Raw genomic sequence first — 7477 nt, forward strand, 5'->3', positions numbered from 1 at the left:
GTCAAGTTATTCCCCCCACCGGTGTTGCGATAGTTCGTGTGCGCCTGAATCCAGACCTCCGGTAGCGCGGGGTCGCTTCCGCGCAACCAGGCATGCACCTGAGAGTAGTGCCCCGCTCGGGTCTCGGCTTCCACCTCGGCCTGGACCCGGACCGTGTCACCCGCGCGCACAAGGTCGGAGAGAGCCTTGCCCTTGCTGTAGGAAAGAGAAAAGACGAACGCTGGTGGCTCGCCGTCCGGTCCGAGAAAGGGAACGATGGAGGCGGAACCGATGAGATGAGGTCGTTCGATGTGGTCCGCGGTGCGGTAAACGATCACCCCCGAAGCTCCGTGCTCCCACACCGCACGGGCGTGCACTGGCCCAGCGGGCCCGTTGGCGAGCACGATCTTCCCCGCGACGTTCCTGCCCTGATAGTCGGATGGTGCCACTCCGGAACCGACGTCGACGACTTCTGCGTCCACACGAGCGCTTCGGCTGAATCGTCCGAGAACGACGCGATGGACGTCGTAGCTCGCCAGCCGCTCGCGGGTCTTCCCGTCGTCGTCGAGAAGAAGTAGCTCGGCCCGCTTCGCCTCCCACCAGGGCTCGGTACGAAACGCCCAGAAGTATCTCTCTCCGTCCGAGGGGAACTCCTCGACGCGCACGTCCTCGAGCCCGAACTCCCGCGCTTTGTCGGCGAGATAGATCGCCGTATCTTCCGACCCCTGTGAAGGTGCGTACCCCGAATAGGCCAGAAGGTCGGCAAAGTGACCGAGGGCGAGCTCGCCCGAAGTCTCGGCGATGAGGGCTTCGAGCGCCTCGCCATCCATGAGGCTCGTATGTTGGGCGAGAGCCGCGGGAGAGACCAAGAGCAGGACGAGCGTGAGACGACAGAGAAGCATAGGCGAGTCCTCCTACCGAGCCGCTGCCGCAAGCTATCAGCGGTGGCGCCTTCCGCTCAAGTGAGTCTAGCGGCGGGCGTACTCGCAGGTCATTCGAACGCCTCGCCGAACCGATCGCGATGCGCCACCTCGGGCAGGGTCTTGCGCTGTTTCTTACCCCGGGCCCGACGCTCCTTCGGATAGCCGAAGGGAACGATCGCCAGGACGTCCAGCTCCTCGGGGACACCAAGTAGAGTCCCGACCTCATCCAACCCCATAAAACCGACCCAGTTCGAGCCAACGCCTTCCGACCAGGCTGTCAACATCATCGACTGGATCGCGCGGCTGGCGTCGGAGACGCTGAATCTCGTCCTCTCGATCGCGACCACGTTCGCGAGCGGCGCCTGGGCGACGTATGAGCCGGTCCTTGCCCTTTGGCCAAGCTCCCGCAGTGTGGCCTGGTTGTCGACGACGATGAAATGCCACGGCTGGCCGTTCATGCTGCTTCCGCTCAATCGTCCGGCCTCGACGATCCGGCGGACGAGATCGCGAGGTACCGGCTTGTTCTGTTAAGCGCGTGTCGCCAGCACCGTTTGGATCGCATCGAAGACTTCCATGATTGGCCTCCTGTTCCCCGCTCGTCTGCAATTTAGCTCGCGAGGAACCGGTATCGGGAACAGGCCTACTCGATAACGACGGATACGAGGAGGACCCGTTCCTCATGAGCTCGAGACGTGGCGGCTCCCTGAAAATCCGCCGACCGGGCTGACGCTTCGCGCGAAGCCTCCCCGATGACGACCGTCTCCCCGGGCGAGATGGTTGCCGAGGTCACTGCCGCTGTGTACCGAAGCCCACCGCCTCCTTCCATTCGCCCCGAGAACGGCCGGAGGTCCAGGTGCACTTTCTCGTCTCCCGAGGGGCCCGTGATCGAAACGGTTGCCTCGAATCCGGTCTCGGCGGCCACGAACGCGACATCTTGCACACCGGGATACGGCTGGTATACGAAGGGAAGCAGGTCCCCGGTGACGATGGCGCCGCTACCACCCTCGAGAAGACGCAGCACAGAGCGAGAGCGCGCTTTCCGAGACTCGGTCCCGCCCGCGAGTGCGATTCGGACCCCGTCGACCGGAAGGGGAAGAGTCCCGATCCGGAGCCGTCCGGTGCCTACCTGCCATCGAATGTCGACGGAAAGCCCCTCGAGCTCGGCGAGCTCCCGAATCTCGTGCGTCACGAGGACGTCGCGCAACGGACGATCCATCTGCTTCAGTAAAGCCAGGGCGCGCTCGACCGCGTCTTCCGGACCATTCAGGATCAACGTCGCCGTGCGGGCGTCGAGGGTTACGCTCCCGGCGTTCCCGAGTGCGGCCTCGGCCACCGATACCAAGTCGTCCGCGGGACGGTTCTGCACGCGATACGTGGCAATGGTCTGGCTCGACACCAAAGAAGCCAGAACCATCCAGGGTGCGATGCTCATGAAGAGGTCCTGCCGCACGATTCTAGAATCATGACCCTGGCCTTACGAACGCGAGGAAATCACTCCAGAGAACGGCCGGCCCATGGATGGGAGCAATCGTCTCGACCGGAAGCCCCAGCCGTTCGACGTGACGAAGAAGACTCCGGTTGGCGGCGGTGGGCGTCATGGGGGCCGGGCGTCCAGCGCCAGGGGCATCATAGAGATCCGCTTCGATGAGGATCTTCTCCGCGGGGAGATACGCCAGCAACATCCCCTCGACGTGATCGAGCGGCTGCACGTAGGAGATGTGCATCGAGCGCGTCCCATCGTTCAGCCAGTAGTTCTCCCGAACCGTCTCGTACTGGTAACCCTCGGCGAGCTCCGTCGGTGGCCAGAGTGACACCATGTCGGGTTGCAGGGTCCGGGGAGCGTAGTTCAGCACGTCGCGGGTATAGAAATCGTAGTTCTTCCAGTGGGTGATGATGGTGGCTCCGATGTGCATGTAAGTACGAAGCCCGCCGATGTGGTCATGATGTTGATGGGTGTTCACCAGGAAGCGAATCGGTTTGTCGGGCACGAGCCGCACGACCTCTTCGATCACCGCCAGGTTACGAGCCTCGTCGATGGGCGCCTCGACCACGGCCACATAGTCGTGGAACTCGACGGCAACGCTGTTGTGCGATGCTCCCCCGAGAAGCCAGACGCCATCGGCGAGCTCTACCGTCTCGACGCGCACGGAAAACTCGGCTTGGCGCACCGAGTCGGGCGGGATCACCGGGTCACCGCACTCGTTCGGGCGGATATCCGCGAAGGTGCCGCCGAAAGCGTTGTGTCCGGCGTTGATGCTCTGTGCCTGGTAGTTGTCGTCCCAACCTTCGTGGTGATGCCATCCCGTCGGAAAACGAACGCCGTCGCCGACGTCCACGTAGCTCTCATTGGTGAACTCGTGCTCGTAGTTCATATCCCCGAGAACCGGATCGGGAATCCAGGTATGGATTCGCTGCAGCAGCGACTCCTGGTTGATCGTGGCATCGACGCGGTACTTGCCGAGCACGGTGATGGAGACCACCGTCACCTTCTCCGGTGTGGTCGTCGCGCCGTCGCGGCCCATCTCGCCGAGCTCCCACCGCCAGACCGCGCGCGGATTGGCGCCGGGCAGCTGCGCTGCCTTCAGAAAGCCGTGCGGGTTGAGCCACAGGTCGAGCTGCCACCGCGCGGCATCCTCCGGTGGCGCCGCCGTAGGCTCGCTCTCCGGCCCATCCAGGTGCCAGCCGTAGGACCGGTCGACGAAAAACAACTGACGTCGGTTGCGCTGAAGCGGCGTGCCACCCCGGAAGCCCAGGCCATATTTCCACGAGGCGGGGTTGTGTCCCGGCTCGCGATCGAAGACTTCCCTCATGGTTCCGGCTTCCCAGTTCATGGTACGCGTGTAGCCCGTCAGGGGCTCCCCACGGGGCCAATCGACCTCGTAGGCGTTCAGACGCTGCTGACCGACTTTTCCGGTGTAGCCGGTTCCGGAAATCGTGACGCAGCGCAATCTCTCGGCGCCGATTGCCTCGGCGGCCGCGCGTAACACGGGTGCTGGATCGACGTAGCCGGGCGAAAGCTCTTGCGCGTCGAGCCCCACGGAATTGAGCAAAAGGAGAACCGCCGGGGACCATCGAGTGACGTTCATTCTCACCTCGTGAAGGGTCATTCTTCCGTGACCTGTGCCAAGACGGGAGAACTGCTTCGAAGCCAGGGCTCGATGTAGTCGAGGAGGTGAAAATCGTGGTTGATCATGCAAATATGGCCGTAGCCCTCGAGAACGCGCATCGTGGCATTGGGCATACGCGCGCTCATGTAGCTCGCCTGCTCGACCGAGTCCACGAGCCGGTCTCGGTCCGCGGCCAGGAATAGAGTCGGGGTCTCGATCGCGCTGACGCGATCGCGCAAATCGTAGCCCCGAAGGATCTCGAGACGGCGGAGGTAGCCGGCACGTCCAATGGCTCGGCTTCGCTCGCGGAACTCTTTCAAGTCCTCCTGCGAGGTATGTACGGTGTGAAGTCGGGATTCCGTGAAACGTCGCGCGATGGACATGGCTCCCCAGGGAAGCGCCTTCAGCAAGATGGGACCGAGCCTGAGGTGAATCCGGCGACGAATCCAGGCGAACGAGTTGAGGATCACCAGACCGCGCAACCGTTGCGGATGGGACAGAGCATAACTCAGGCTCAGCGCTCCACCGAACGACTCGCCGCACAGAATGACCCGCTCTTCGCGATCGCCCCCGACGAGCTCGTCCACCCGAGCATCGAGCTCGGACACGAGATCCTCCATCGTGCAGCTCGAGTCATCGGGCAACGGAAAGCTCGCGACGCGGAATCTAGAGGAAAGGGGAGGGATCTGGCGATAGAAGAGCAGGGCCGTCCCGTCGAGCCCGGGTACCAGGATCAGTCCCGGTTTTTCGGCTTCGGTCATCGGCCCTCCAGCTTTCTCACCGGGGTGCCCACGTAGATGCCGTTGGCCTCGAGCTTCGAGAACTTCGGAACGAAGCTCAAGGCGCCGATCTGGCAGCCGTCCCCGGCTTCGACCCCGATGGAAACGACGCTCCCGACGCCGACGGTCACCCCGCGGCCAAGTCGCACGCGAGCCGTCTTGAGCACTCCGCGCTCGACGGTGTGGCCGGAGAGGTGGACATCGCCACCGATCACGACGTCGTCGTCGAAGTCGAGGAGATTATGGTCGGTCACTCGCAGGCTGTTGACGTACACTCGACGGCCGAGCTTTGCGCCGTTGAGCCGCATGTAGTAAGCCCATACGGGAGTCGAGCGAAAGAGGGGGCCGGCAAAGATCCGTACGAGCTGGGTCGATATCCCGTAACGGGCCCAATCGAGGAGGGGTCTGGGAGCCTCGTCGAGTCGGAGCTCGGCGTCCACCGGGGTCCGCCATCCGAATAGACGGCTCGTTGCCGCCGACAGCACCATGAGCACGACCGCGAAGATAATATAGGCGGGAATGAAGGCCATGCTCAGCAGAACGGTGCGAACCCAGGGCGGCTGCACTGGCCAACGGGAGTGCCATTCCCAAAACGTCACCGCGGGCAGAACCGCAAGACCGAATACCAGGCTTTCGACGGCGAACGCCGATAGAAGCGCCCAGACGATCCGGCTGACGACTCGGAAGCGCATTTGTTCCGCACATCATATCCTTCCTCGCCAAACGGACCCGTCGGTGTCGTCGTACGGTTAAGATGGAAGTCGCTTTCAATTGTTGTCAAAAAAGGAGGTTCGCTTGTCGAAATGGATGAGACGCTCCGTGATGTTCTGCTCCTTGGTACTCATTGTCGTGCTCCTGTCGTTCGCGGCCTCGAGCCAGGAACCCACGCTCCCCGGCATCATGCAACGAAAGCTCGACCACGCCCATGCGCTCCTGGAAGGGATCATCATGGAGGACTTCGAATCGCTCGAAGAGAGCTCCGGGGCGCTCCTCGCTCTGAGCGAGGAGGCGGGCTGGTTCGTGACGCAGTCTTCACAGTACACGGAGAGAAGTGCCGCGTTCCGTCGCGCCGTTTCTCAGCTCGAATCAGCGGCCAAGGAACGCAACACGGAGGGGGCAGCGCTGGGATACGTGGATATGACGCTCAAGTGCGTGCAGTGTCATCAGTATCTACGAGGGACCGAGCGGGCGGATCAGGGTTTGTTTTCGCCAAGAGACACGGGGGCGGACTCAGGCTTGGCTCGATAGTAGACGGGCCTTTCCGGTAGTCGATCGAGGTCGACGACTTTCCCTTCCTTCATCACCAGCTCGAGCTTCTCGATGTTGTGGATGTCGTCCAGGGGATTCGCCGCGAGCACGAGAAGATCGGCCTTCTTGCCCACCTCCAGAGTGCCGTATTGCTCGAGAGCCCGGCAGGCCATGGCTCCGTTGCGGGTTGCGGCGACGATGGCTTCGCCCGGTGTCATGCCCAGCTCGACGAGACCCTCGATCGCCAGGATGGTGCCGCGGCCCGCATCCTGATATTCGGGCTTCGGACCTCGGGCGAGCTCGGGAGCGGCCGCTCGGTAGTTGTCCGTGCCCACGGTGGTTCGGCAGCCTCCGGCAATGAGCTTGATCGCGTTGGCTCGTCGGATCTCCAGAGACTCGCCCGCCGCTCGCTTCATCCGTCGAATTTCGGCGGACGTTCGCTCGCGCTTTTGCGGGGTCCCCTGATGTCCGGTCAGGGCCTCGGGATCGCTCTCGAGCTTCTTCGCTTCCGCTTCCTTCTTCTCGAGATGCTCCTGCCAGGCCGGACCGGTCATCGTGTTCACCAGCATCGAGCAGATGACGTCACGTTCTCGGAACATCGCGACGAGCGTCTCGGGTATCTCTCGCGGCTCGACGATCTCGGGGTGCTGCACGAGGTCGACTCCCGCTTCGAGCGAGATTCGGAGTCCTTCGATCGTGGTCGAGTGGGTCTCCGCAATCAGGCCGCGCGCATGCGTTTCCTCCACGATCGCGCCTTGCGCGTCGGGAGAGAAGCCGATGAGGGTGGGCATCGAGGTGTGCCCCGTGCCTCCGAACTTGACGAAATCGACGCCTTTGTCGAGGTAATCGTTGATCGCCACGCGAAGCTCGCCGGCGGACATGTCCATGAGGTCTTCTCCCGCGCCCTGGCTCACGAGCTCGTTCATTTGCTCTTGAAAGAGCGTCAAGCCCTCTTCTGGAATCGAGCTGAACGTCATCGAGAAGGGTCCGCCCCAGCCGACGATGTTTCCGGCGACGAGCATACGAGAGCCCACGGCCTCACCCCGCTCGATAGCGTCTCGGACTTTCTCGAGGGGAGGAAGAACGCCGTAGCTGTCCCGGACCGTGGTGACGCCGTACTTGAGGTGGAGCTGCGCGTTCTCGAGCACGACCTCTTCCTGTCGGTCATGGTAGCGAACGAGGGTCTCGTAACGCTCGGGCGTGTGTCCGCCGTAGAGCGATAGATGCACGTTGGTATCGATGAAGCCCGGAGTCACGAATTTACCTGCCGCGTCGATGATGCGAGCCCCTCGAGGAACTTGAAAAGAGCTCGCCGGGCCGATCGCCGCGATCCGATCGCCCTCGACGAGGATCGCGGCCTGGTCTAGCGGTGGGCCGCCATTCCCGTCGATAACCATGGCCCCGACGATGGCAACGGTCTCTTGAGCGGCGAGCGTGCCCG

The 7477-nt window shown here is 63.1% G+C and carries 7 protein-coding genes and 1 pseudogene; 1 reads left to right on the forward strand and 7 read right to left on the reverse strand.

From position 1 onward, the window contains the following. From VEK15_00125 to VEK15_00150, 6 genes and pseudogenes are all read right to left on the reverse strand, one after another. Positions 1-881, reverse strand: an 881-nt coding sequence (locus tag VEK15_00125) for a hypothetical protein (GenBank protein ID HXV59068.1), incomplete at its 3' end; no start/stop codon positions are given. An 89-nt stretch (positions 882-970) separates the two neighbouring features. Beyond that, a pseudogene (locus tag VEK15_00130) lies at positions 971-1414 on the reverse strand (nitroreductase family protein). 128 nt (positions 1415-1542) lie between these two features. Continuing rightward, positions 1543-2334: a secretin N-terminal domain-containing protein gene (locus VEK15_00135; GenBank protein HXV59069.1), complete on the reverse strand. Its 792-nt coding sequence runs from the start codon at positions 2332-2334 to the stop codon at positions 1543-1545. Between the two features lie 28 nt (positions 2335-2362). Next, positions 2363-3988 carry an MBL fold metallo-hydrolase gene (locus tag VEK15_00140; protein HXV59070.1) on the reverse strand — a complete coding sequence of 542 codons (1626 nt, stop codon included), beginning with the start codon at positions 3986-3988 and terminating at the stop codon, positions 2363-2365. A gap of 17 nt (positions 3989-4005) precedes the next feature. Next, positions 4006-4770, reverse strand: a complete 765-nt coding sequence (locus tag VEK15_00145; GenBank protein ID HXV59071.1) for an alpha/beta hydrolase — start codon at positions 4768-4770, stop codon at positions 4006-4008. Further along, positions 4767-5480 (reverse strand): hypothetical protein, encoded by a 714-nt coding sequence (locus VEK15_00150; GenBank protein HXV59072.1) that lies wholly within the window; start codon positions 5478-5480, stop codon positions 4767-4769. The genes VEK15_00145 and VEK15_00150 overlap by 4 nt, the downstream gene beginning before the upstream one ends. A gap of 103 nt (positions 5481-5583) precedes the next feature. Here VEK15_00150 and VEK15_00155 point away from each other — a divergent pair, with 103 nt between their 5' ends. Beyond that, complete coding sequence (locus tag VEK15_00155) at positions 5584-6036, forward strand: hypothetical protein (GenBank protein HXV59073.1); 453 nt, start codon at positions 5584-5586, stop codon at positions 6034-6036. Here VEK15_00155 and VEK15_00160 read toward each other — a convergent pair. Further along, positions 5982-7477 (reverse strand): amidohydrolase family protein (locus VEK15_00160; GenBank protein HXV59074.1); only part of this gene is annotated, 1496 nt, incomplete at its 5' end. The genes VEK15_00155 and VEK15_00160 overlap by 55 nt on opposite strands.

The sequence above is a fragment of the Vicinamibacteria bacterium genome, from assembly GCA_035620555.1.
Classification (GTDB): Bacteria; Acidobacteriota; Vicinamibacteria; order Marinacidobacterales; family SMYC01; genus DASPGQ01.

What these genes read in the sequence shown, in the direction of transcription:
- VEK15_00135 (HXV59069.1), bottom strand. Translation starts at nt 2,334, where the DNA reads ATGAGCATCGCACCCTGGATGGTTCTGGCTTCTTTGGTGTCGAGCCAG.
- VEK15_00140 (HXV59070.1), bottom strand. Translation starts at nt 3,988, where the DNA reads ATGAACGTCACTCGATGGTCCCCGGCGGTTCTCCTTTTGCTCAATTCC.
- VEK15_00145 (HXV59071.1), bottom strand. Translation starts at nt 4,770, where the DNA reads ATGACCGAAGCCGAAAAACCGGGACTGATCCTGGTACCCGGGCTCGAC.
- VEK15_00150 (HXV59072.1), bottom strand. Translation starts at nt 5,480, where the DNA reads ATGCGCTTCCGAGTCGTCAGCCGGATCGTCTGGGCGCTTCTATCGGCG.